Origin of the sequence: Bacillus sp. RO1 (assembly GCF_012524115.1) — a bacterium.
Taxonomy (GTDB): domain Bacteria; phylum Bacillota; class Bacilli; order Bacillales; family Bacillaceae_I; genus Sutcliffiella_A.
The window spans coordinates 192,643-215,592 of record NZ_JAAZWB010000087.1 but is presented as its reverse complement, the minus strand read 5'-3'; the positions used below and the strand labels follow the sequence as shown (position 1 = coordinate 215,592).

The following is a 22,950-nucleotide window of genomic DNA, read 5'->3' as shown; positions in this document are numbered from 1 at the left end:
TCGTCATGATTATTATCTTACCACTGTAAAGCTGGAGGGAAACATTTTTTCATAACCCATTTACATTTGTTTCCTATATAATATAATTATATTCAAATGAACATTTGAATGTTTTTGAGGGAGGATGGCAGAATGGAGTCATATGAGGTTGTTATTATTGGGGCAGGTCAAGCGGGACTATCAATGGGTTATTACTTAAAAAAAGAAGGGCTTCCATTTGTTATCCTGGACGGCAGTGAAAAGGTAGGAGATTCTTGGCGAAAAAGGTATCAATCCCTGGTTTTATTCACGCCGCGCAGATACAACTCTCTTCCTGGATTGCCACTGTCAGGGGAGCCAGAGGGATTTCCCGCAAAAGATGAAATAGCCGAATATTTCCTGCAGTATGCAAGTCATTTTAAGCTTCCTGTAAAAAGTAACGTACAAGTTCAATCGCTAACTAAAAAGAATGAAACATTTCATATGATCACCAATCAAGGAGAATTCACTGCAGGAACGGTGATTGTGGCTACAGGCTCCTTTCAAAAACCATACATACCTCAAGTTGTCGAATCACCAGATAATCAGCCTTTTCAGCTTCACTCCTCACGATACAATTCACCACAGGATATTATGGGAGATTCCGTCCTGGTGGTGGGTGGGGGCAATTCAGGTGCTCAAATTGCAGTGGAATTAGCGGGAGAGAAACAGGTCACGATTGCTGTCAGTCATCGTTTTAAATTTTTGCCTCTCAGGATTTTGGGCAGAAGCATTTTTAATTGGCTGGAGACTTTGGGGCTGTTATTTGCAGGGGTAGATACTTCTAAAGGTAAGTGGTTTCGAAAACAACCGGATCCCATTTTTGGAAAAGAGCTAAAAGCATACCTGAACAGAGGAAAAGTAAAACTGAAACCGCGTGTCATCAAGGTTTTTGGAAGCACAGTTACCTTTTCTGATGATACCCACCAGGACTTTGATAGTATCATATGGTCCACAGGATTCATTCCCGCCTATGACTGGATCAATATAGAAGGAGTCCTTGGTGCAGATGGCAAGCCGAATCATAAAAGGGGAATCACGAAAGTCAGAGGGTTGTACTTTTTAGGCCTGCCATGGCAATACACAAGGGGTTCTGGGTTGCTTTATGGAGTGGGAAGAGATGCAGAATATTTGATGGAGAATCTGTCAAAAAAATAGTTTTATAACATTAAAAAAAGCATAGCCAATCCACACTAGGATCAGCTATGCTCCACCACCTTATCCTCAAACTGTCCCCAATTCGTCACCTTCTCCAATACAATCGAAAGCAACACACCCATGATTAATCCATTCGCTAAGAACGGTTGCAAGAGCACTGGCAACGGACCGAACACAGCCGGCGAAGTATTCATCAAGCACACTCCCAATAATACAGGCGCGGCCAAACGGAAAATGGTATCCGAATTAAAAACAGCGCCTCGCAAACTGCCATACGCGGTCCCGAACAACTGGAGGTAAGCCACAAACAGCACCGCATTCCCGACAGTCATTGGCATCGTCACTAAGAACGATGTCAACGGTGGCACCAGCCCGATGGCGGCAAGCATGAGGCCCCCTATGAAAAACGGTTTCCTGTCTAATATCCTCGTACTCTGTAAGAATCCAATCGTCGAGGTAAAAGGCGTATATGGGACGAGCCCGAACAAGGACGCAATCACAGAAAACAATCCGGTAAAAAAGAAAGAATTCCTGAATTGACCAGGCTTGGGGGTCTCTCCATACAGGTCTGCTGCAGCCTGGACGGAGGCAATCGTGTTACTCATATTCAGCACCCCGGCGAAAAATGCAACCGCAATAATACCGTATTCAAGGTTCGGGGCACCAAGGGGGAACAGATCAAATGCAAAAGCCGCAGCTGGCGCCTCCTGCCCACCACCCGGGAACAGCAGGACATACATAATCCATCCAACAACAATCCCAATGAGAATTGCGAAATTCCCGATTACCCTTGGTGCCTTAATTTTCAACATACTTACGAAAATAACAAGAACAACTGAAAGGATGCTGACAGGCACATTCATCACGCCATCCTCTGTCACACCAAGCATCCCTTGGAAAAATACCATCATCAATTGGAAGGTTAATAGGAAAAGGTACACCGTCATGACCATCGGTGTGAAAATCCTAGGCAGTACAGATGTCCATCCAAAGACTGCAAGTAACATTGTAAAGCCACCAGCAAGCAGCAGTCCTGTCGCAACTCCCCCACCAATTTCCGTAAAACTCATCCCTAACGAAGAAGCAGTGAGTCCGAGATTCAGCATCACGCCCCACAATAAACCAGAGTGGCCCTCCAATAGCGGGTAGCGGTGACCCATCCATCCTTGGAAGATGCATGCCAGCCCAGTGAAGAGGAGGGAGGCACTCAGCATCATCCGGCTCGCTTCCGGTGACACATCAAAAGCGGACCCGACCGATAGCGGAACCACAACCGTATTGGCGAAAATGAAAAAGAGCCATTGTATGGAAGAAAACATCGTAAACGATGAGAGTAATTTATTCATAGAAGTTCCTTTCTTAGTTGCATTTGTTGTTCAGCGTGTGCATAAAAATGTTGATTCACATGGACCCTAGTTCCTTCAGAAGTTGATGTTGCATCTATAAGTAAAGCAATTATCACTATTAAGTTAAGTATAATCAGAATCAGAATCGCTCTCATTCTATTCTCCTGCCTCTCTCCAAATATATGGTATCATATGTAAAACCATATGGATGATATTTGTTTTGTTGTGAAATCATATGAAAAACATATAGGAGATGAAATCTGGATGGATATTCGGCAATTGCGCTATTTTACCGTCATTGCAGAAGAGAAGAATATTTCACAAGCTGCTCGGAAATTACATATGTCCCAGCCCCCATTAAGCCAACAGTTAAAGCTGATGGAGGAGGAATTAGGAGTAGGATTAGTTCACCGTGAAGGAAAGAAGCTCCGGCTGACAGAAGCGGGAGAAAAGCTCTATCACCATGCTGTACAAATCACCAAATTGATGGAAGAGGGCATGGAGGAAGTGAAGGAAGTAGGAGTAGGGTTAAAGGGCTCTTTAAAAATAGGGGTGAACACTCTTTCAGAAATGTCGCTATCCAATTTGCTATTCGCATTTAAAGAAAAGTATCCTATGGTAACCTATGAAATCCATCAAAATGAGTCAGGACATCTATTTGAGCTCCTGCGTGAGCGAGCCATAGACTTGGCGGTCATTCGTTTTCCCGTTCAGTCAGATGAATTTGCCCATTTTATGCTTAAGAGGGAACCGTTCTATTTTGTCAGCCGAGAAGCTTGGAGTGAATCATTGACATTAGAAAAGATTGCTGGCCAATCGCTGGTTCTGCCAAGCACCAAGGGGCAAGGGTTGTATGATTATACGCTTCAGTCTTTTGCACAAAGAGGGTATGAACCAAATATTGTGTGTGCAAGTTCAGATTTAACCCTGCTCGCTCGTCTCGTCCAACAAGGTTTTGGAGCAACCTTGATTCCAGAAAGTGCGATGCCCATTTTTTCTGGTGCAAAAGTTCACTCGTATCTGGTGGAGGATGAGGATCTGTCCTCCCAATATGGGGTTGCCTGGATGAAAAAATACTATTTATCGAAGGTGGCAACCAGATTTCTGGAGATGTATAAGGAAATCACTCGAAACCCTCTGGGAAGTTGATGTATAATAGAACAAGTTACATCTTTTAATTTCTGAAAGAGAGTGAATATATATGGGTCGTAAATGGAACAACATTAAGGAAAAAAAGGCGGCAAAGGATCAGAATACGAGTAGAGTCTATTCTAAATTTGCCCTTGAAATTTATGTAGCAGCAAAGCAGGGCGAGCCAGATCCAGAATCCAACATGGCGTTAAAATTCGTGCTTGAACGTGCGAAAACATATAACGTACCACGTAACATCATCGACCGCGCAATCGACAAAGCAAAAGGTGGCGGGGAAGAAAGCTATAACGAGCTTCGTTACGAAGGGTTCGGACCAAACGGATCGATGGTAATTGTGGACACGTTGACAAACAACGTAAACCGTACAGCTTCCGAGGTACGTGCAGCATTCGGAAAAAATGGCGGAAATATGGGTGTAAGTGGATCTGTTGCTTACATGTTCGACGCAACAGCAGTCTTTGCATTCGAAGGGAAAACGTCCGACGAAGTGCTTGAAGTATTGATGGAAGCAGACCTTGACGTACGCGACATCATGGAAGAAGAGGAAACAGTGATTGTCTACGCAGAGCCAGATCAATTCCATGCCGTGCAAACAGCGCTGAAGGGTGCAGGAGTAGAAGAATTCTCCGTGGCCGAGTTGACGATGCTAGCACAAAACGAAGTAGAGCTTCCAGGAGATGCGCAAGAGCAGTTCGAAAAGCTGATCGATGCATTGGAAGACTGCGACGACGTGCAACGTGTGTACCATAATGTAGATTTAGGTGAATAAGTTAATTTTGGGGGCAGGCTTCTATCTTTAGGGATGGGGGCCTGTTTTTGTAAAATAGCATTCTCAAAAGTTAATTTGAGATTTTTGCGTGGAACCGTTGAGGCGCAAGAGGTTAGTTTTTTCTTGAACAAACGATTGTTTAAAAATTGCTATGCTAGTATAAGAGGGCCATTCTCTTGCTAGGAGGTGGTATTTTTATGAAATTGTGCAGCGCTGTATGCTTGAATGGGAATTAGTCGAAAAACGAGGGGAATTAGTCAAAAAAATGATCGAATTAGTCAAAAAACCTTCTCAAATAATCGAAAAAACAGTTCAATTTATCAAGAATCCATCTATTACCACAACAAAACCCATATCACACAAAAAAATGAAACTAAAACCCTATCAAAAACGTAAATTACTTAATTACCTAACGCAAAGGAGCCTTTACTTATGACAACTTCTACCCCAACCACCATCCAAGGAACCAAAATCCAACTGAAAAAGCTTATTATTTCAGATTTGCCGCTACTTTACCACCTGATGTACGGCGACCCCAACCCAGAATATAAAAAGTGGGACGCCCCATACTTCCCACTCGAAATGATCGACGAGGAAACATACATCTCCAAAATGACCCAACAACTAAACGAAGGCCGAGACTCTATTTTTCTGATTCAAACCAATACAGGTGAGCCCCAAACCATCGGCAGTGTCACATACTACTGGGAGCACGAACCGTCCAATTGGCTTGAAATGGGTATCATCATCTACCTTCCCGAATTTTGGAACGGCGGCTACGGAACCGAGGCCATCAAACTATGGACTGACTACCTTTTCCAAACAAAACCGCAAATCCCGAGAGTCGGATACACAACGTGGTCCGGCAACCATCGCATGGTGAAAGTTGGCACCAAACTAAACTTCACGCAGGAAGCCCGCATCCGTAACGTTCGTACCTATCAAGGTAAACTGTACGATTCCATCCGCATGGGGATGTTGCGCGAGGAGTGGGAGCAATCCAAACAAAGGTCCAAACCCCAAAATACCTAAAACGGAGGAAACTAACCAACCATGCAAACATACATCGAACTTACCAAAGAAACCGAACATCACCTTGTACAATTGCTAACAACAGAAACCTGGCCTTATCATGGAACTGAAAATCCAGCAGAGGAAGCCATCCAAGCTTCCATTCAACAAGGCAACTACACAAATGAAGGCACAAAGACCTTCCTCATTCAAGCCGAAAACCAAACCGTCATTGGCATGTTCCGACTTTTTGACCTGGAGGACCCAACCTGCCTTTTCGACCTAAGACTTAAACAACATGCCAGAGGTCAAAAGCGGGGCGCACATGCAGTAAAATGGCTCACTACATTTGCATTCACGAACTACCCGCACCTCGTCCGAATAGAAGGCCACACCCGGCATGATAACCTGGCGATGCGCAAAACCTTCCACAATAGTGGGTACGTCAAAGAAGCCTACCACCGAAGTGCCTGGCCTCAGAACGATAAGCTATTTGATTCCGTTGGCTATGCTATCATCCGCACAGATTGGGAGGAGAATATAACAACGCCAATTGAAGACCAAATTCCGTTCTAACAATACTTTAATCTTTTAGACAACGAGGCGTGTTCTCTTCCGACAGCAACCGAATGGCATATCCAATATTGGAAACATCCAAATAAATATTACTGTCCTCGCCGAGGTAAACAGCCCGAACCTGCATCTTGCACCATAGCATGCCGAAGATAGCGTTGATCTGCCCAGGCACACCAGAAATACTATCAAGAAGTTGAATCACCTGATTTTCCCTGTAACGAACACCAACCCGCTTCATTACTTTTCGAACCGCGCGAATGTCTCGTTCGCGCTCTTCGACAGATGTACCGACAACCATTCGAATAAAATTGAATTTCTTCCCCGCAAGCGTCTGGAAATAGCCGTTAACATTCACACTTTCCTCAGCTAGTCCATTTAGAATACGGCTCAGATCCGGATCACTCACGGTAAAGGTGAATTGTGTCCTAATATTGAAATTTAGACATGCGTTTTCCATCCCGATTCACTCCCATAAAAGAATCATTCCTATAGGATATGAAAATTGGCTTGGCATGCTTGGACTTTTCCCTATGCAGCCTTTCTGTCTTTCCACCATTTAAACAAAGAGAAGACAAGGACAATGATAATTGTAGAAACAATGACAATGAACTTATTAGGCTGCGCTGTTCCCCCCGATACACTCTGGGCATACGCAAATGGAGGTAAAACTAGTAATGAAACCCCTAATATAAAAAGACTGATCGCTTTTTTCATAGCATAAATCTCCCCTTTTTTATTATATCGAGTTCCTTGTCCACTCTTTTAGCAGATGTTGTAAAATTAATGAATAAGATATTTTTTTGCTTAATAGATTATATGAAAAACAAATGGAGGTATGTACCATGAAATTTTATATGAAGGAAGCAATGGAGATACTTGAACGAACACCCAAAACACTAGAGCATTTATTAGTGGGTCTTTCACCAAGCTGGTTGACCTGCAACGAGGGGGAAGGGACCTGGAATGCTAAAGAAGTCATCGACCATTTGATTGAAGGGGAAAAAGTAAACTGGATTCCGCGTCTCCGGTTTATTTTGCAAGAGGGCGAAAGCAAGCCATTTCCGGAGTTTGATAGGTTCGCACATTTACATGCATATGCGGTTGGGACAGTAGAGCAGAAACTGCAAGAATTTAAAAAGCTTCGGAAAGAAAACCTACAAACACTAACACAACTTTTTGACCCGACTAAACATATGGAGCTAAAAGGTATCCACCCAGCCCTCGGGGAAGTGAAAGTGCGAGAATTGATTTCCACATGGGTAGTTCATGATCTTACTCATATTACCCAGCTAACCCGTGTCATCGCGAAAAGATATAAAGAGGATGTAGGGCCGTGGAAGGAATATTTAGGGATAATACGAAACTAACAAACGGAAGGCGTCACTGTTAAGTGGATGCTTCCGTTAAGCAATGGGGGATCAAATTGAACATTTTTAACATCATCAAAAACAAACAGGAATATTGGCTTGTAGATCAAATTAAAAGAGAAGATGTACCAACAGAATCGTACATAAGGGAATTAGTAGATATCTTAGAAGAATGGAAACGTCTAGAGATTGGTTTTTTGTCGCTACTAATGGATGAACAATTTGAAAGCTGGCTGCTTGAGAAAAAGTTCAGCAAGATCTCAAGTATCGTGGAGTACACAAGGAAACTGGAGGGTTTGACTGTAACGAACGACCAAATAACCTGGCATTCCCTTGCAGAAGATTTAATCGATGACCTTCAATATGCGGAACTATATGAGCTTTGCCGTTCGGGAAGTGCTAACAAGAATACAAAGCAACCAATAGCCCAGGTAATGCGTTCATTAAAGAGTGAATTGGGACCTGAATGGCACAAGCATTGTTATTATTTTATAAAAGATGGAGCTTTTGCTGGAATAAGTATCTCTCATATTGAAATGGGAACGGAAGATGAAGGAAGATTATTTTATTTCGGAGTAGTGCCAGCCTTAAGAGGTCAGGGAATTGGACAGCGTATTCACCAAATCAGTATGGAGTTACTCAAAAAATTCCACGCCACTTATTATGTCGGCAGCACCGATGTGAACAATACCAACATGATAAAGATTTTTGAGAAAAATGGTTGCGAGCTTCGTGATAGGAAAGGTATCTATAAGTTAGTCAGGTGAATTATATCATATGAGAGTATATGAAATGTGCAAATCTAAGCGGTATGAACGTGATTTCTGCCTTCAAGCAAATTAGAGGTAAAGAAAACATTTTTTTGTTAAGGTTATTTTGAAAAGATTATAAGGAGGTAAGATAAGGATGTCTACATTGCTCGAAGAAATTAAAGCTTATAAAGAGGTATTTAAACAAAAGGCTCCCGAGGAAAAGCAGCGTTTAATGGCGCAAGCAACAAAAGAATTAGAGGAGTCCGGAGTGGCACAGGGGCTAAAAGAGGGAGAGAGAGTACCGGATTTTACCCTTCCTGACGCAACTGGCAAATTGGTGTCCTTTAAGGAAGAGCTGAAAAAAGGACCAGTTATCCTAACATTCTATCGTGGCGGATGGTGCCCATACTGCAATCTTGAATTAAAAGCCTATCAGCGAGAATTAGACTCTATCAAAAACGCTGGAGCAACTTTAATCGCAATCAGTCCTCAGACACCGGATGCTTCCCTGTCTACAAAGGAAAAGAATGAACTTGAATTCTTGGTTCTTAGTGATGAAGGCAATCAAGTAGCTAAACAATTTAACTTGGTTTTTAAAATGCCGGATTATTTAGTAGAGATATATAAAGGTTCAGGCCTAATCGTTCCGGACCATAATGGAAATGATGATTGGGAACTACCAAAACCAGCTACATTTGTTATTGATCAGTCAGGTAACATTGTATTTGCAGATGTGGATTCTGACTATACAAAACGTGTAGAACCAGGTAAAGTTATTGATATCTTAAAGAATATCTAAAAAATAATACGCAATAATGGCTTGAGTGACTATACTCAGGCCATTTTTTTATGAAATATTATGGACCAAGCAGCCTTTTACTAGCATATACGAATAACGTTTGAAGAAAGCCCCTTAATAAAAATATTCTAACACCGATATAAAAGGCGTGGAATCAAACTCGATAAAGGCAAACCTGTAGTAATATAGGGACGCAAAGCTATAGGGACTCAAGGAGTCAGCCAGCTGCCGAAAATGAATAATTTGTCATTCTATTTTCTATCGTCTGATTCTAAAAAAATTTAGGAGGAACTTTCATGAAAAGAAGAGTGATTATTCCAGTTTTATTTTCAAGTTTTCTAGCATTCGGAACTACTGCTTCAGCAGCAACGGAGGATGTGGAGGGAGGTATTACCCCAGATCACGTCTTGTATTCGGTAGATCAAATCCTGGAGGAGCTGCAGCTGTTCATTACAGTGAAAGATACAAAGGAATTAGAGCTATTGTTGAACTTTGCTAAAGAACGTATGGCAGAAGCAAAGGAAATGAATGCAGAAGAGAAAGAAGAGTTCATAAATGAAACAGTGAAGGACTACATAGATAAACTTGAGTTAGCGGAAGAGATTCTATCAGAACTGTTCTTGAATGAAGAGATGGAAGAGGAAGAGTTGAATGAGCTTCACCATGAAATGGAAGAAGCTACAGAAGTTGATGAGGAATTAGAAGAAAAATTGGAAGACGAAACAAAGGAAGAATTAAAAGAAAGAACAGCAATCATTAAACAGCTGCCGACTATTGTAAAAGGCCTATCCGAAGAGAAAGTTACCGAACTAAGGGAACAGGGACTAGGCTTCGGTCAAATTGCACAAGTGTTTCTCCTCGCTGAAAAATCAGGAAAAACAGTAGAGGAAGTGGCGGCTTTATTTGCTGACGAAAATAAAGGCTTTGGGGAAATAGCAAAAGAATTGGGCTTCGACCCTTCGGAATTGAAAAAAGAAATAAAGAAAAAAGAGAAAGATTCAGAAGAAGATAGCGAAGATCATTCTCCAAAAGAAGATAGCGAAGAGAACGAAGAAACAGAAAATGAAGATATAGAAGAGGACAGTCAAACAGAAAATAAAGATGCGGAAGAGGACAGTGAAGAAAAAGCAACTGTTCCTAGCGTAAAAGAAAATAACAAAGCTGTAGACAAGAAAAAAGATAAAGAAGAGAATCGCAAGCGTGAGAAAGCGGAAGAGAAAGAAGAAGAGCGCAAGCGTGAGAAGGCAGAGGAAGAAAAAGAGCGCAAGCGTGAGATAGCAGAGGAAGAAGAAGAGCGTAAGCGTGAGAAGGCAGAGCAAGAAGAAGAACACAAGCGTGAGAGAGCGGAAGAGGAAGAAGAGCGCAAACGTGAGGAAGCGGAAGAGAAAGAAAAGCGCAAGCGTGAGAAATCTAAGGAAGATGACGAAGACGAAGACGAAAACGAAGATGAAGATGATGAAGACGACGACGACGACGACGATGACGATGATGAAGATGAAGACGATGACGATGACGATGACGAAGACTAAAGAAAAAGCTATAGAAGAATAGATTAAGGTAATCGTAATACTTCGTATCTATTTGTTGAGGCATTGATAGATGATCAATGCCTCTTGTCTTTTATTCTAGAATATTTACAGATAAATAATACTATCTTAACAAATATACGGTAAATCTCCTCTATACTAGTATAGTATTTATTTTAAATTTAAAAAAGGAGTTGTTAAGAATGAAAAGGTCTTTAAACCTATCATTGGTTTTTGCCCTCATATTCTCGTTTTTTGTCCCTATTTTTGAAAAGGAAGAGAACGTATATGCTACAACCACTAACAGCGTAGTGATAAATGAAATTGCTTGGATGGGAACGTCCTACAGTTACACCGATGAATGGATGGAATTACATAACAACACAAATGAGCCTATTGACTTAACAGGCTGGTCTTTAAATGCACAAGATGGGTCTCCTTCTATTAACTTAACGGGACAAATCCCTGCAAACGGATTCTTTTTGTTGGAAAAGACAGATGATGATTCTGTAGTAGGGGTAGCGGCTGACCTATTATTCAGCGGTTCACTTGGAAATAGCAATGAGATACTAGAGTTACGAGATGCTAATGGTGTTTTAGTAGATTCTGTCGATGCTTGGTATGGGGGGGATAACACATCCAAGGCTACGATGGAAAGAATAGACCCGAATGGTTCAGGAACGGTTGCTGGAAGTTGGGGAACGGCCACAGCAGTGTATGATGGGGGATATGGAACCCCTTCTAACAGCTCGACAGTAACTAGTGGTGGATCTAACGGGGGGACAACTGGTGGTAATATTTGCGGAGATACAACCGAGCATTTAAACAACGTATCAAGTGAACTATTTGCCATTAATGTCTACTTCAATAAATGTGCAATGACTGATTATGCCACAACAGGCAATGCTGCTAACTATAACGTAAACCTTGAAGATCGTTTAATTGAAAGGTTAAACCAAGCGACAACCAGTATTGATTTTGCTACTTATGAAATCAATTTACCGCGAGTGGTGGATACATTAATCAATAAAGCAGCACAAGGGGTAGAGGTACGCGTGCTTGCGGATGCGAAGGATGCTACAGACCCTCACTATGCGGAACGTTTTACTACCATGAGATTATATATAGAGGAAATGGTTAGGGGAAAAGATAATATCGTTGGTACAAATGACGATATTCACGTTTTCTCTGACTCTGCCATGTTAGCAGTAGAAGATACAACATTGAGAGAGAATCACGGATTACCTCCTGTTCCAAACGATTTCGCCTATGGCACGTACACCATTGGAAGCACAAGTCAAACTGGCTACTTATTTGTTGACGCTGAACAAAAGACAGATGGCACTTATTACTCCCCAAGTGTCCAAATGCACAATAAATTTGCTGTAGTAGATGATAAATGGGTATTTACAGGCAGTTGGAATTTCACGATCACTGGATTATATGGTTCGGAAGAGAATATGGCAAACGGTGTGTTGGGTGGAAATCAACAGCACGTAGTTGAACTTCATGCCCCTGAAGTTGCCAATGCCTATGAAACAGAGTTTAACGAAATGTGGGGAAGCAATACATTGACTCCTGATCCTATGGTCTCTAATTTTGGAACAGGAAAAACAGACAATACTCAACACTTGTTTAATGTCGGCGGAAAAACGGTAGAAGTTTATTTTTCTACCGGAGATGATGCACTTGGCCGTATGAGAGAATTAGTCAAAAATGAAGCAGACATCAACACCTATTTCACTATTTTCGCTTGGAGTGACCAAGGACTTGTAGACGAACTGAAAAATAAATATGAAGGTTCTTACAATGACTTAGAAGGAACGTTAACTGGATTCGATGTGAAAGGATTATTCGATTCTAGCTTCTGGAATCAATGGTGGAGTGCTAGTGTAGATATGACAGGCCGTACTGCTAGTCAAACAAGTGTGGATAATCCGAACACTCGTTGGGCTAATCCAGCACCAGTATATCAAGGTAATGAAGACCGAAAGCTTCACAGCAAAACGATGCTAATCGATGCAGATACAACAAGTGATCCAACGGTAGTAGTCGGTTCCACCAACTGGAGTAACAACGGAAATGATGTCAATGATGAAAACATGCTAATCATTCATGATACTGCAATAGTTAATCAATTTGTCCAAGAATTTAATGCACGTTACCTGAATGCGGGTGGAAGTTTAAACTAATAAATATTTTTCTAGAGCACGACCATGAAACGATGGTTGTGCTTTTTTATGTGCGCATCGTGAAACTTTTTTGCTAAACCTCCGTATAATTACTAAACATCCCCAGCAAATTACAGGAGGTTAATGATGAGAAAATTTTTATGGTATTTTGTCTGGACTGTGGTTATCGGGTTTATATACTATGCAGGCTCTAGGTATGAGCTATATTTACTGAATAAAGCGCAAATGAACTATAATTTTTGGCCGCAAGTGATATTTGCAACGTTATTCCCAATCTTGATCGGAATACTCCTGCGCTTGCCCAAATTATTAAAAGAGATAAAACAGGAAAAAACATGGTCAGTGAATTGGATGAAACTACTTGCGGTTGGAATTCCTACTCTTTATGTATCTTTTATTCCTGTTCTTTTACTATCTAACCTAATTATGTACATTCCGTTTGTGATGGACATCATACATTTAGATCTTTCCACCTTAGCTGGGTTGGTTTTTGGATACGTGTTGTTGGATAGTTTGAAAGAGGATTAATTAGATTTTTATATTTATGAAGACCTCACAAACTGGAAAAACGGATGGATGAAGTCTTCATCGGTGTTATGAAGACTTCACAGGAAAGAAAAACGGGTGGGTGAGGTCTTCATCGGTGTTATGAAGACTTCACAGGCAAGAAAAACAGCGAGGCTAGGTCTTCATCAGTGTTATGAAGACTTCACAGGCAAGAAAAACAGCGAGGCCAGGTCTTCATCGGTGTTATGAAGACTTCACAGGCAAGAAAAACGGGTGGGAGAGGTCTTCATCGGTGTTATGAAGACTTCACAGGCAAGAAAAACGGGTGGGTGAGGTCTTCATCGGTGTTATGAAGACTTCACAGGCAAGAAAAACGGGTGGGCCAGCTCTTCATCAGTGTTATGAAGACCTCTCAGGCAAGAAAAACAGCGAGGCCAGGTCTTCATCGGTGTTATGAAGACTTCACAGGCAAGAAAAACAGATGGGTGAAGTCTTCATCGGTGTTATGAAGACCTCACAGGCAAGAAAAACAGCGAGGCCAGGTCTTCATCAGTGTTATGAAGACCTCTCAGGCAAGAAAAACGGAGTGGAGAGGTCTTCATCGGTCCTCTAGCAGGAAAAAATGAAGAGGAAATGTCTTCATCAGGATTTTAGAAATTTAAGAAGGTGTTTGCTGCATAAAGTTGAATGAACAATGTATACGGTTAAAGCAAGCATTGGAGGTTTATGATATTGGTTAAGAGGTGGAAGAACTCTTCAAAAAAATAATTTTGAGGAGGAAAAACGGAATGGAAATTAAGTTTAGAATAGATAAAAATATTAATCTTGTACAATTAGAGAAGCTATATAACAATGTAGGGTGGTATGCATATACCAAGGATTTAGAGGTCCTTCAACAAGCAATCTATCAGTCATTGGAAGTTATTTCTGCATGGAATGGGAACGAATTAGTGGGATTGATTCGTGTAGTTGGGGACGGGTTAACCATTATCTATATTCAAGACATTCTGGTATTGAATACTTATCATAATCAAGGAATTGCTACTCAATTAGTGCAAGAGATTCTAGAGAAATACAAACATGTTCGGCAAAAAGTTCTATTAACAGATGAAGCCCCTGATGTAAGGCATTTTTATGAGAAAAACGGCTTCGAATCATGTGACAAGGGAACCTTAGTGGCGTTTGCCAAGTTTCATTAAATATTTACAAAATCTTTCTGGCGCTATTCAAGAAATATGGATAGCGCTAGATTTTTATGATTCAGGAGAGTGGTTACTTGAATAATCTTTTCGAGCAAATGAAGACAGGTAATATACAGCAAATGAAGGCATATGCAGCTATTAATGAATTAAAGATCTTAGAAGATTTGAACAATTATAACCCAGTCCTATGTGGAACCTTCCCTATTAATATTGATATCAAGGGATCTGATTTAGACATTATCATGGAAGTAACGGAATTAGATTCTTTTGCAAGCAAATTACATGCTCTTTACGCTGATAAAGAAAATTTCTCTTTGATAAGAAAAACAATCCGTGGGAAAGAAGTCGTGAAAGCAAACTTTACTTTTCATGATTTCGAGTTTGAATTGTTCGGTCAAGCTCAGCCTGTCCATAAGCAGTTTGCATACCTGCATATGAAAATTGAATATGAATTGTTGCGAAGAAATCCAGAGTTAAGAGAAAAAGTGATTAGCCTAAAAAAGCTAGGATATAAAACGGAACCGGTATTTTGTAAGCTCTTGGACATCAGTGGAGATCCCTATGAAGGCCTTATCTTGTACGGTGTGGAAGAAGGAATTGTGCAGGTATAGGGATGTAAGTGTTTTTAGAAGAAATCTGCCAAACTTAATGGAAAAGGTGAAAACATGTTAGATAAAATCAAAACAGTACCGGAGAAAAAGTCATTCTTTATAGGATTAACCTTAGTGCTAATCACTCCATTATTATTTCTATTATCAGATTCATTTCCTGAAATACCCAATTGGATAGTGATTTCTATAGGAGCTTTCATCAGCTTTTTTTCTATTGCATTTATTTTGAATGCAGCGGATAAAAGACATTCACGTTTGGGTAAGAGGTAATCAGGAGTAACAAGGAGGGAGCTTATTTGGCAGAGTAAAAGATTATTCTATTGAACCCTATGCAATCCCAAAGAAGAAATAACAAAATCGGTTCAATATGCCTTAGAGAAAATGGAGAACCGCCACTCTGCATCCGTTTATTCTACTTAAAGATTAACTTTATTCCGCTGCCCATTATTAATAATTCTGTTGTTAGGTACAGAGGGAATATGGAGGGTGGTATCCATACTGTTGGCGGTTAGTTCAATCACAGGGCGGTTCTGCGGGATAGATGACACATCCCAAATCATTCCATTAAAATAGTTGAATTGACCGCTAACCTTCAAAACTTTTGTTGTAATGGATGTAGGCTGAATTTGGAGATCTTTAAATTGATTCCCACTAATTTCATTTGGAACTGTTGAGCTGCTGGACATGGTGATCATTTCAATACAATCATCAAGTGACACGCTAAGAAATCGGTTCGCATTGATCCAGGCAAACCCAGAAGATGGACGGCTGGCAACCAATTTTATACCAATTCTCATTCCGGCAATTTTGATATTTTCAAAATTAACAAAAGAAATTTCATGTCCTGCACCGCCGGAAAATAGTGATAAGCCGATACCTTTGTGACTACTGTGCCAGTTGACAATATTTATATCTCTTATTTGTGTTCGATGCCATGTATTGTAATATTTATATTTACCATTTAAATAAATAACCTCTGAATTAAAAGCCGGGTCATCTATTGCAATATAAGCCCCTTCCAGAGAGGCGTTTTTTTGTATTTCCAATACCCTGAAATTCCCCTTTACAATAAATCGCGTTCCATAATCAAACAGTAATTTGACGCCTTGCATAATAATGATGGGTTTTGTAATTAAATAATCTTTATTCCCCAACTTAACAGTCTTTCCTTTTTTGGTTCTCGCATAGTCAATGGCAGCTTGAATTTTTATGGAGTCATTCGCACCACTGAAATTTTCTACATAGATGTCTTCATTCATCATTTGTCCCTCTTTCCCTTTGTATAGCATCACACCAAGAAGATACAAAGCAATTAAAACACTAAGTGTAATGCTTGTACTATCTTATTCTTGAAAACTACAAAGAGTGAAAAAAATAGATATATGCTGATACTCATTTTTAAACGGCATTGTTCCTGTATATTCTGCCTCGAGCATAATTTTATTGGATTCACTTGAATCCCTAGTCATGACTTTTTTGAGGTTGTATTTTAAATAGTAGATAACATTTAAATGTCGGCTTGAGAAAAAAAGTTTTGTAAAACTATTTCTAATGAACAGGAAATCTGTTACTATACTTGTAAGTTGTTGTTCTTAATAATGAACTATAAATGGTGGGTTTTATACAGTTTGTTATAGGTAAAAGTAGATGATTTAAAGGAGCTGGGGAAGATTCCATGAAAAAACACTTGTTCATTATAGAAAACGAAACTTTGTCATCTTCTTCATACCTCATGGTTAAGAGGTTATGTGAAACGGTTTGTCGTACTATCAAGCCTGGATTGACTAGTTGAACTCCCAAAGAATAGGGGTTTCTTCCTCGATAATAAAATCCTTTTTGTAATTTTTAAAGTCGTAATAACATGTGAATGCCAGGTAATATTAGGAGGGATATAAATGGACGTGATGTATATTACTGCGAGACCACCGTACCCGCCACATAAAGGGGACCAGTTAATTGCTTGGGAGCAAATCAAACAATTGAAAGCAAATGGTTGCCATGTTCACCTGCTTACCTTCGTAAAGTCAAAGAAAGAAGGGGAGTTCATTAGGGAAAAACTTGCTCCTCACTGTAAAGAAGTCATCTTATTTACTGTCCATCCACTACAAAATCTGCTCCGATCATTAAAAACAATTTTTAACTTTAAACCAATTCAAGTCAACCTATATTTTCACCCCAAAATAAAAGAAAGCATGATGGATATTTATAAAAGGATTAACCCAGCAATTATTCACATGCAGACTGCTAGGATTGCCGAATATTTTATCCATACCAATGCCCCGAAATGTATCGATATGATTGATGCTTTGTCACTCAATATGGAACGTCGTGCTAAAAATGAGAGTGCTTGGCTAAAGCCATTATTTCTGCTGGAGTCACGACTGATGAAACGATATGAGAAAGTGATATTAGAAAAATTTGAACAGGCAATGATTGTATCTGAAAGTGATAAAAAAACCTTAAATAACAACAAAATTATCGTAAATCCAAATGGAACTTTCATCACAAAACAGCATCTGTCCCACTATCCTACCATCACAAAGGAAAAAATCATCCTCTTTCACGGAAACATGCAATACTATCCAAATGTCGAAGCTGTGGTTGATTTTGTTAAAGATGTTTGGCCACACATTCATCGTGCCTACCCGGAGTACAAATTTTATATTGTAGGAAAGGATCCAGTTAAGAAAGTGACAGCTTTGCATGGTAAAGAAAATGTAGTTGTTACTGGGTTTGTTGAAGATATATGCAGTCAGTTACTACAGGCGCAGATAGGTATTTATCCAATGAAATCAGGTACAGGAATGCAAAATAAAATTTTGGAGGCGATGGCGTGCGGACTTCCGACCATCGCTTCCCCAATAGCTTTGCAAGGGATTGCTGGAAGGCGGGGAGATGAGCTGATTTGTACAGGAAATGTTAAAGAAATGCTTGCAGCTGTTAAAGACCTCATTGAAAGCCCCGAATTACAAAAACACTATGCTAGTAAAGGCCAAGCTTTTGTCCATAACCATTACTCGTGGGAAGAGAACTGTTTAAGACTAATGAGAACCTGGAAGGGTACCGTTGTTCAAGGAAACCCTGAAATATCGGAAAAAGTGCTCGTTCAATAGGGAAAGAGGGTGTTTACATGCGTGTAGTATTGTTATCAGGAGGATCAGGGAAGCGGCTTTGGCCGCTTTCCAACGATGCAAGGTCCAAACAATTTCTTAAAGTCCTTAAAAATGAAAATGGAATTATGGAATCAATGGTCCAACGTGTCTGGCGGCAACTTAGAAAATTTAATCTGACTGATAAAGCGATTGTCGCAACGAGCAGTTCACAAGTGGAAATGCTCTATAACCAGCTTGGTTCTAATATTCCTGTGGTGGTCGAACCAGAGCGGAAGGATACGTTTCCTGCAATCGCATTAACAGCCGTATATCTTTATTCGGTGGAAGGATGCGATTTAGATGAAGTCATAGGAGTGCTGCCTGTTGATCCATTTGTCGAAGATTACTTTTTTGAAAACATACAGGAGCTCGAAAGTGGTCTGCAAAAGAGTGGGGCAGATCTAGCCCTTCTAGGTGTAACGCCAACCTACCCGTCTGAAAAGTATGGGTATATTGTTCCTGGAAGTAAAACTCATGGAGATTTTATTAAGGTAAGCAAGTTTTGTGAAAAACCGAATGAGACAACAGCAAAGAAGCTGATTCATCAACAGGCACTTTGGAATTGTGGAGTATTTAGTTTTCGACTGGAATATATTATTCAACTGCTCAAACGTAAAAATATCCCTACCCAGTACGATGCCCTTCAAAAGTATTATAGTCAGCTCCAACCCAACAGCTTTGATTATGAAGTAGTCGAGAAGGCGAGCAACATCATAGCAATTCCGTATTCAGGCTACTGGAAAGATCTTGGTACATGGAATACCTTGACTGATGAAATGGAAACCCCGGTAATTGGAAGTGGAGTCATTAGTAACGAGGTAAAGAACTCTTGTATCGTAAATGAATTGGAAATCCCAATCATATTGATTGGAGTGGAGGATATTGTGGTAGCTGCAAGCCCGGATGGGATGCTTGTGACGGATAAAAAGAGCAGTCACAAAATCAAGGAGTATGTTTCCCATTTTCAGGAGGGTCCAATGTATGAAGAATATTGGTGGGGATGGAGCAGAGTACTTGAGTATAGCAAAAAGGAAGAAGGGGCAGAAACCCTTACGGAAAAAATCCATTTGTCCGCTGGAGGGAATCTGTATGATCAGGGGAAAGGGAACCAGGAAGTGTGGACGGTAACCGAAGGCGAAGGAACACTGGTCCTGAATGATGAATTCACGAAAGTAAGCATTGGAAGCAGCGTAACGATTCCAGCTGGAATAAACTATTCCTGGAAGGCGAGCAGTGATATGAAATTCATTGTCATTAGGAGCGGAGAACATCTAATGAAGCACCGAGGGAAAAAACGCAGGTTGGACGCGCCTTTGAAAAGATTAATGTATTCAAAGTATTCATAGACAGGGAAAAGATTTGAAAAAGTAGAATTTATTGTGACCACCGTACTCCCTGTGGCAAAAGTGGCGTTATCAATGGAATTATTTTGGAAAGAGGACTTCAATGTATGGCAACATCAAGTGGTAGATTACGTCTTTAATCGAAATAACGAATGTAAGCCCCCCCTTAAAAAGTCTGGAACCTCTAAGCGAGTAAATCGTATATCATATAAAGGGGTGGTCGCCATGATGAGGAAGTACCTCAATCCATTGAAAATTAGAAATGCGATTGTATGGATGTTGTTTGTTGCGGTTTTTTTCGGTTTTATAGGTGAATTTTTAGAAAGCGTTTGGTTGCTTTCTTTAACTATTATTCTTCTTTTAATATTTATTGTCGTATCTTTCATTTTCTGGAGATGCCCGAATTGTAAGAGGCGGCTTCCGCTAAGGTATGAGAAAGAAATCGAGCTATCCTATGCTTATGTATGTCCAAGGTGCGAGAAACGCTTTTTTGATGACGGGACGATGGAGTAGACATGATGAGGAACGTATATGTCATTTCTGGACCGTGCGGTGTTGGAAAATCGACCATTACAAAGGGACTTGCAAGGAAGCTATCGAAGACGGTACTGGTTGAGGGTGACTTGATTAGTGCTATGTTTGTGGGAGAAGTACAGCCGCCTTGGGATGAAAAGTTATCCATCGTCTGGCAGAACTTGAGCAACCTGACGAAGACCTATCTGCAGAATGGCTATGATGTAGTGATTGATTATGTGGTAGAGGAAGAATTGGAATGGTTTTGCCAGGAACTGGGCCAGACAGGATTGGAATTTACGCTTCATTATTATGTTCTGCGTGCTGACCCTGACGTGCTGGTAAAGAGGATAACCAAACGCGGAGACACCGAACTGATACCTCGCTCCTTGGAACTTCTTCAACAACTGGAAAATAAAAAAGAAAACGCTCCTCACCTCTATGACACTACTTATAAGGCTCCTAACGTTATCATAGATGAAATCCTTGACAGATCCTTTTCAAATTCTTACCATAAAGGAAAGAGATGTACGGAAGGGGAATCAAAAGCCTAACAATGTGGAATAACCTTTAATGAAAACGGAGCAATTGGATAGGGTCAGCAGTTCCGACTAAGGAATTAGTCTGTCCGTCCATCATTTCATTAAAGGGATACACATGTTGTGGAGATCGATTGCCCCACTAGAAACAGGTGCCTTTGGTGCACCTGTTTTTTTTATGGGAGAAAACATCTCTTTCGACCACACCTGAATATCCCCTAACACTAGGAGGGTGAATTTTATGAATAGAATCGCAGTCGTTACTGGCGCAAGCCGTTTACAAGGAATTGGAGCAGCGGTGTGCAGGGAGTTGGCAAGAGCGGGGCATCCTGTGTTTTTTACGTATTGGACACCTTATGATAAAGAAATGCCATGGGGCTCTGAAGCTGGTGAACCACAACTTTTAAAAGAAGAGTTGGAAGGATTCGGTGTTCCAGTGGGCTTGATGGAGCTTGACCTTACAAGTGTGGAAGCTGCTGATGTGTTGTTTCAACAAGTGAGAGAGGACCTTGGTGAGCCTAGTATTCTGGTAAATAACGCAGCCTACTCAACCAACGATGACTATAGCACGATAACAGCAGAAGCTCTGGATAGGCATTATCTCGTTAACATTCGGGCTACCACTCTATTAAGCAGCAGGTTTGCTCAGCGGTTCACCTTTGGGAGCGGCGGGCGGATTGTTAATCTCACATCGGGTCAATCCCGAGGACCGATGCCAGGCGAGCTTTCTTATGCAACGACTAAAGGGGCAATTGATGCTATGACCATTACGTTAGCGGCCGAGGTTGGCAAGCTTGGAATCACGGTCAATGCCATTAATCCAGGACCGACCGATACGGGGTGGATGACAGAGGAATTAAAGTCAGGTCTTTCTGGTATGTTCCCTTCCGGACGGGTAGGGTTGCCAAGTGACGTGGCGCGGACCATAAAGTTTCTTGTCAGTGAAGAAGCAGAATGGGTGACAGGACAGATTATTCACTCAGAAGGTGGGTTTAGGAGGTAAAGTTATGGGAGAGATGAGTGTTCGACTAGAGTTGGTGGGAAGTTCGGATCGATTGAGATTTCTGCCTTATTTGGTAATGGCGGATGAGAGCGAGAGCGTGGTGAAAGAGTATATTACAAATGGTCAAATGTTCGCGATTGTTGGTGGCGGTGGTTCGGTGGTAGGGGTAGCCTTGTTTGTGGAAGAGTCCGAGGATGTAATGGAGCTGAAAAATATAGCGTTAGATCCTGAGTTTCGCGGGCTTGGGCTAGGGAAACAGGTTATTAATCAAGCCTTTGAGATTTTTAAAAAGCAAGGTTTCCGCAAAATGATTGTTGGGACCTCCAACTCCAGTATCGCCAATCTTGCATTCTACCAGAAAGCAGGATTTAGGATGTCAGAAATAAGGAAGGGTTTCTTTTTGAAATATCCGGAACCAATCTTTGAGAATGGCATTCAGGCGGTGGATATGGTGATGTTTGAGCGGGTGTTGGATGAGAGTGTGGCTAAGTAAATTCTATATGCCTGTATTATATGGATGACAGTCAATGAGATTGGCACGTAAAATGCTCCAGACATCTGGAGCATTTTTTGTAAGTAAAAATGACAAATATCATACTTTAACATAATTTTCAAAAAATAATTGAGTATTTCTACCTATTTTGAAATAATTGGAGATAGAATGCTGTAGTAGCAAAAAGGAGGTAGGCTGATGTCCTGGAAGAGCTTTTTCATCATCACCATAATTCTCTACATCGTTTTATCCTTACCTAGTATTTTCAGCTTTGGATATGTAATCGATTGGGTACCAGAAGCAACTACTTTTCAAATGGTAAAGGGCTATGTGGTAGAAGGTTTGACTACGAATTTTCTTTTTAAGCTGCTTATCGCTGTCTTAGTGGGGGTGGTCGCAAGCTTGTATAGAAACAAAAGAAGCTTGGTTAAATCATAATATAGATGAAACCATTCAGGCAAACCGTCCGTCTAATCCGTGGAGGTGATATTGGTGAAAAAAGCTTTATTAATAACTATCCTTTCCTTGATCTTAGCCGGTTGTACTTCAACAGAGGACTCGGTCATCACAGAAACCACCGAAGAAGCATCCTGGGCATATGAATTTGTAAAAGTGAAGGAATCTTCCTATTTGATAACACGAGAAGAAGCGGATGAAAGCGCTAAGGGGGACTTGATTGGAGAAGTCCAACGAAATATTGTTGATTTGGATACAGCACAAAATTTAGAAGAACGTCATCTTGATAGCAATTCCCTCCCTCCTGGAACAGCCCTCTACAAACACACCAAGAACACCAACATTATCCTATATGAGTTAAGCGGTAAATATTTTATCGCGGAGAGAAGAGATTGAATGCAGGGAGTGTTCCAGCTGGCTGATTGGGTCTTTGCGGCCTTCTCGAGTATGTATGTTACTTTGCCG

At 40.8% G+C, this 22,950-nt stretch carries 26 protein-coding genes and 1 riboswitch; of the genes, 21 read left to right on the top strand and 5 right to left on the bottom strand.

Features of this window, described 5'->3' with window-relative positions:
* Positions 1-132 precede the first annotated feature (132 nt).
* Positions 133-1,176, top strand: a complete 1,044-nt coding sequence (locus HC179_RS17930) for a flavin-containing monooxygenase (RefSeq protein ID WP_168865554.1) — start codon at positions 133-135, stop codon at positions 1,174-1,176.
* Between the two features lie 41 nt (positions 1,177-1,217).
* On the opposite strand, the gene HC179_RS17925 is transcribed toward HC179_RS17930, so the two are convergent.
* Positions 1,218-2,522 carry a uracil/xanthine transporter gene (locus HC179_RS17925; protein ID WP_168865553.1) on the bottom strand — a complete coding sequence of 435 codons (1,305 nt, stop codon included), beginning with the start codon at positions 2,520-2,522 and terminating at the stop codon, positions 1,218-1,220.
* On the bottom strand, positions 2,519-2,677 hold the full coding sequence (locus HC179_RS17920) for a hypothetical protein (protein ID WP_168865552.1): 159 nt from the start codon (positions 2,675-2,677) through the stop codon (positions 2,519-2,521). Before HC179_RS17920 ends, HC179_RS17925 begins: the two co-directional genes overlap by 4 nt.
* 109 nt (positions 2,678-2,786) lie before the next feature.
* Between HC179_RS17920 and HC179_RS17915 the strand changes: the two genes are divergently transcribed.
* The 4 genes from HC179_RS17915 (at position 2,787) to HC179_RS17900 (ending at position 6,030) form a co-directional block, all read left to right on the top strand.
* The gene (locus tag HC179_RS17915; RefSeq protein WP_168865551.1) at positions 2,787-3,671 is read left to right on the top strand and encodes a LysR family transcriptional regulator; all 885 of its coding nucleotides are present in this window, start codon (positions 2,787-2,789) and stop codon (positions 3,669-3,671) included.
* A 52-nt stretch (positions 3,672-3,723) separates the two neighbouring features.
* The gene (locus HC179_RS17910; protein WP_148988957.1) at positions 3,724-4,443 is read left to right on the top strand and encodes a YebC/PmpR family DNA-binding transcriptional regulator; all 720 of its coding nucleotides are present in this window, start codon (positions 3,724-3,726) and stop codon (positions 4,441-4,443) included.
* A 432-nt stretch (positions 4,444-4,875) separates the two neighbouring features.
* The gene (locus HC179_RS17905; protein WP_168865550.1) at positions 4,876-5,475 is read left to right on the top strand and encodes a GNAT family N-acetyltransferase; all 600 of its coding nucleotides are present in this window, start codon (positions 4,876-4,878) and stop codon (positions 5,473-5,475) included.
* A gap of 21 nt (positions 5,476-5,496) precedes the next feature.
* Positions 5,497-6,030 carry a GNAT family N-acetyltransferase gene (locus tag HC179_RS17900; RefSeq protein WP_168865549.1) on the top strand — a complete coding sequence of 178 codons (534 nt, stop codon included), beginning with the start codon at positions 5,497-5,499 and terminating at the stop codon, positions 6,028-6,030.
* A 7-nt stretch (positions 6,031-6,037) separates the two neighbouring features.
* On the opposite strand, the gene HC179_RS17895 is transcribed toward HC179_RS17900, so the two are convergent.
* A complete protein-coding gene (locus HC179_RS17895; RefSeq protein ID WP_168865548.1) occupies positions 6,038-6,487 on the bottom strand; it encodes a hypothetical protein in 450 nt (149 codons plus the stop codon).
* A 71-nt stretch (positions 6,488-6,558) separates the two neighbouring features.
* The gene (locus tag HC179_RS17890) at positions 6,559-6,744 is read right to left on the bottom strand and encodes a hypothetical protein (protein WP_168865547.1); all 186 of its coding nucleotides are present in this window, start codon (positions 6,742-6,744) and stop codon (positions 6,559-6,561) included.
* A 128-nt stretch (positions 6,745-6,872) separates the two neighbouring features.
* On the opposite strand from HC179_RS17890, the gene HC179_RS17885 reads away from it, so the two are divergent.
* The 9 genes from HC179_RS17885 (at position 6,873) to HC179_RS17845 (ending at position 15,256) form a co-directional block, all read left to right on the top strand.
* Positions 6,873-7,397 carry a DinB family protein gene (locus HC179_RS17885; protein WP_168865546.1) on the top strand — a complete coding sequence of 175 codons (525 nt, stop codon included), beginning with the start codon at positions 6,873-6,875 and terminating at the stop codon, positions 7,395-7,397.
* A gap of 56 nt (positions 7,398-7,453) precedes the next feature.
* Entirely contained in the window at positions 7,454-8,164 is a 711-nt protein-coding gene (locus HC179_RS17880; protein WP_168865545.1) for a GNAT family N-acetyltransferase, read from the top strand.
* Between the two features lie 139 nt (positions 8,165-8,303).
* Positions 8,304-8,948 carry a peroxiredoxin-like family protein gene (locus HC179_RS17875; protein ID WP_168865544.1) on the top strand — a complete coding sequence of 215 codons (645 nt, stop codon included), beginning with the start codon at positions 8,304-8,306 and terminating at the stop codon, positions 8,946-8,948.
* Positions 8,949-9,106: 158 nt separating this feature from the next.
* Positions 9,107-9,181, top strand: a riboswitch (cyclic di-GMP riboswitch).
* A gap of 63 nt (positions 9,182-9,244) precedes the next feature.
* The gene (locus HC179_RS17870) at positions 9,245-10,477 is read left to right on the top strand and encodes a DUF5667 domain-containing protein (protein WP_168865543.1); all 1,233 of its coding nucleotides are present in this window, start codon (positions 9,245-9,247) and stop codon (positions 10,475-10,477) included.
* A 200-nt stretch (positions 10,478-10,677) separates the two neighbouring features.
* Positions 10,678-12,666, top strand: coding sequence for a phospholipase D-like domain-containing protein (locus HC179_RS17865; protein ID WP_168865542.1), 1,989 nt, complete (start codon positions 10,678-10,680; stop codon positions 12,664-12,666).
* Between the two features lie 123 nt (positions 12,667-12,789).
* Positions 12,790-13,194, top strand: coding sequence for a hypothetical protein (locus HC179_RS17860; protein ID WP_240948573.1), 405 nt, complete (start codon positions 12,790-12,792; stop codon positions 13,192-13,194).
* Between the two features lie 767 nt (positions 13,195-13,961).
* Entirely contained in the window at positions 13,962-14,372 is a 411-nt protein-coding gene (locus HC179_RS17855) for a GNAT family N-acetyltransferase (RefSeq protein WP_168865541.1), read from the top strand.
* 98 nt (positions 14,373-14,470) lie between these two features.
* Positions 14,471-14,986 (top strand): DUF4269 domain-containing protein, encoded by a 516-nt coding sequence (locus HC179_RS17850; RefSeq protein ID WP_168865640.1) that lies wholly within the window; start codon positions 14,471-14,473, stop codon positions 14,984-14,986.
* Between the two features lie 54 nt (positions 14,987-15,040).
* Positions 15,041-15,256: a hypothetical protein gene (locus HC179_RS17845; RefSeq protein WP_168865540.1), complete on the top strand. Its 216-nt coding sequence runs from the start codon at positions 15,041-15,043 to the stop codon at positions 15,254-15,256.
* A gap of 146 nt (positions 15,257-15,402) precedes the next feature.
* Here HC179_RS17845 and HC179_RS17840 read toward each other — a convergent pair whose 3' ends face one another.
* The gene (locus HC179_RS17840; protein ID WP_168865639.1) at positions 15,403-16,317 is read right to left on the bottom strand and encodes a hypothetical protein; all 915 of its coding nucleotides are present in this window, start codon (positions 16,315-16,317) and stop codon (positions 15,403-15,405) included.
* A 564-nt stretch (positions 16,318-16,881) separates the two neighbouring features.
* Between HC179_RS17840 and HC179_RS17835 the strand changes: the two genes are divergently transcribed.
* The 7 genes from HC179_RS17835 (at position 16,882) to HC179_RS17805 (ending at position 22,881) form a co-directional block, all read left to right on the top strand.
* Entirely contained in the window at positions 16,882-18,099 is a 1,218-nt protein-coding gene (locus tag HC179_RS17835; RefSeq protein ID WP_168865539.1) for a glycosyltransferase, read from the top strand.
* Between the two features lie 17 nt (positions 18,100-18,116).
* Entirely contained in the window at positions 18,117-19,484 is a 1,368-nt protein-coding gene (locus HC179_RS17830) for a sugar phosphate nucleotidyltransferase (protein ID WP_168865538.1), read from the top strand.
* A gap of 512 nt (positions 19,485-19,996) precedes the next feature.
* The gene (locus tag HC179_RS17825; protein WP_168865537.1) at positions 19,997-20,548 is read left to right on the top strand and encodes a P-loop nucleotide/nucleoside kinase family protein; all 552 of its coding nucleotides are present in this window, start codon (positions 19,997-19,999) and stop codon (positions 20,546-20,548) included.
* A 226-nt stretch (positions 20,549-20,774) separates the two neighbouring features.
* The gene (locus HC179_RS17820; protein ID WP_168865536.1) at positions 20,775-21,536 is read left to right on the top strand and encodes an SDR family oxidoreductase; all 762 of its coding nucleotides are present in this window, start codon (positions 20,775-20,777) and stop codon (positions 21,534-21,536) included.
* Positions 21,537-21,540: 4 nt separating this feature from the next.
* Positions 21,541-22,029: a GNAT family N-acetyltransferase gene (locus HC179_RS17815; protein ID WP_168865535.1), complete on the top strand. Its 489-nt coding sequence runs from the start codon at positions 21,541-21,543 to the stop codon at positions 22,027-22,029.
* Positions 22,030-22,227: 198 nt separating this feature from the next.
* Positions 22,228-22,467, top strand: a complete 240-nt coding sequence (locus HC179_RS17810) for a hypothetical protein (protein ID WP_168865534.1) — start codon at positions 22,228-22,230, stop codon at positions 22,465-22,467.
* Positions 22,468-22,521: 54 nt separating this feature from the next.
* A complete protein-coding gene (locus tag HC179_RS17805; RefSeq protein ID WP_168865533.1) occupies positions 22,522-22,881 on the top strand; it encodes a hypothetical protein in 360 nt (119 codons plus the stop codon).
* Positions 22,882-22,950 lie beyond the last annotated feature (69 nt).

Bases quoted from the DNA above. Each gene is read 5' to 3' on its own strand.
- HC179_RS17930 (WP_168865554.1), top strand. From the start codon at position 133: ATGGAGTCATATGAGGTTGTTATTATTGGGGCAGGTCAAGCGGGACTA.
- HC179_RS17925 (WP_168865553.1), bottom strand. From the start codon at position 2,522: ATGAATAAATTACTCTCATCGTTTACGATGTTTTCTTCCATACAATGG.
- HC179_RS17920 (WP_168865552.1), bottom strand. From the start codon at position 2,677: ATGAGAGCGATTCTGATTCTGATTATACTTAACTTAATAGTGATAATT.
- HC179_RS17915 (WP_168865551.1), top strand. From the start codon at position 2,787: ATGGATATTCGGCAATTGCGCTATTTTACCGTCATTGCAGAAGAGAAG.
- HC179_RS17910 (WP_148988957.1), top strand. From the start codon at position 3,724: ATGGGTCGTAAATGGAACAACATTAAGGAAAAAAAGGCGGCAAAGGAT.
- HC179_RS17905 (WP_168865550.1), top strand. From the start codon at position 4,876: ATGACAACTTCTACCCCAACCACCATCCAAGGAACCAAAATCCAACTG.
- HC179_RS17900 (WP_168865549.1), top strand. From the start codon at position 5,497: ATGCAAACATACATCGAACTTACCAAAGAAACCGAACATCACCTTGTA.
- HC179_RS17895 (WP_168865548.1), bottom strand. From the start codon at position 6,487: ATGGAAAACGCATGTCTAAATTTCAATATTAGGACACAATTCACCTTT.
- HC179_RS17890 (WP_168865547.1), bottom strand. From the start codon at position 6,744: ATGAAAAAAGCGATCAGTCTTTTTATATTAGGGGTTTCATTACTAGTT.
- HC179_RS17885 (WP_168865546.1), top strand. From the start codon at position 6,873: ATGAAATTTTATATGAAGGAAGCAATGGAGATACTTGAACGAACACCC.
- HC179_RS17875 (WP_168865544.1), top strand. From the start codon at position 8,304: ATGTCTACATTGCTCGAAGAAATTAAAGCTTATAAAGAGGTATTTAAA.
- HC179_RS17870 (WP_168865543.1), top strand. From the start codon at position 9,245: ATGAAAAGAAGAGTGATTATTCCAGTTTTATTTTCAAGTTTTCTAGCA.
- HC179_RS17865 (WP_168865542.1), top strand. From the start codon at position 10,678: ATGAAAAGGTCTTTAAACCTATCATTGGTTTTTGCCCTCATATTCTCG.
- HC179_RS17860 (WP_240948573.1), top strand. From the start codon at position 12,790: ATGATGAGAAAATTTTTATGGTATTTTGTCTGGACTGTGGTTATCGGG.
- HC179_RS17855 (WP_168865541.1), top strand. From the start codon at position 13,962: ATGGAAATTAAGTTTAGAATAGATAAAAATATTAATCTTGTACAATTA.
- HC179_RS17850 (WP_168865640.1), top strand. From the start codon at position 14,471: ATGAAGACAGGTAATATACAGCAAATGAAGGCATATGCAGCTATTAAT.
- HC179_RS17845 (WP_168865540.1), top strand. From the start codon at position 15,041: ATGTTAGATAAAATCAAAACAGTACCGGAGAAAAAGTCATTCTTTATA.
- HC179_RS17835 (WP_168865539.1), top strand. From the start codon at position 16,882: ATGGACGTGATGTATATTACTGCGAGACCACCGTACCCGCCACATAAA.
- HC179_RS17830 (WP_168865538.1), top strand. From the start codon at position 18,117: ATGCGTGTAGTATTGTTATCAGGAGGATCAGGGAAGCGGCTTTGGCCG.
- HC179_RS17825 (WP_168865537.1), top strand. From the start codon at position 19,997: ATGATGAGGAACGTATATGTCATTTCTGGACCGTGCGGTGTTGGAAAA.
- HC179_RS17820 (WP_168865536.1), top strand. From the start codon at position 20,775: ATGAATAGAATCGCAGTCGTTACTGGCGCAAGCCGTTTACAAGGAATT.
- HC179_RS17815 (WP_168865535.1), top strand. From the start codon at position 21,541: ATGGGAGAGATGAGTGTTCGACTAGAGTTGGTGGGAAGTTCGGATCGA.
- HC179_RS17810 (WP_168865534.1), top strand. From the start codon at position 22,228: ATGTCCTGGAAGAGCTTTTTCATCATCACCATAATTCTCTACATCGTT.